The 215-nt window shown below is 65.1% G+C and carries 1 pseudogene; it reads left to right on the top strand.

Annotated elements, in window-relative coordinates:
• Positions 1–215, top strand: a pseudogene (locus tag E2C06_RS37200) (IS3 family transposase); the annotation flags it as partial.

Below are 215 nucleotides of genomic sequence, written 5' to 3'. Positions count from 1 at the left end.
GATACGGCCCGGGCAGCGACGACCGATGAGGTCAAGGCCCTGCGCCAGGAAGCGCGCACGCTGAAAGAGGTCGTGGCCGAGCAGGCGCTCGAGCTGCGCCTGCTGAAAAAAAGCATGACCGGGACTGGGGACGACCTCGCATGAGATACCCGGGCTCCGAGAAGCTCGAGATCATCCGCCTGGTTGAGCAATCCCATTTGCCGGTGCGCCGGACC

It is taken from the genome of Dankookia rubra (assembly GCF_004355005.1).
GTDB lineage: Bacteria > Pseudomonadota > Alphaproteobacteria > Acetobacterales > Acetobacteraceae > Paracraurococcus > Paracraurococcus ruber_A.
The sequence above is the reverse complement of the archived record's forward strand: the minus strand, read 5'-3'. Positions and strand labels throughout refer to the sequence as shown.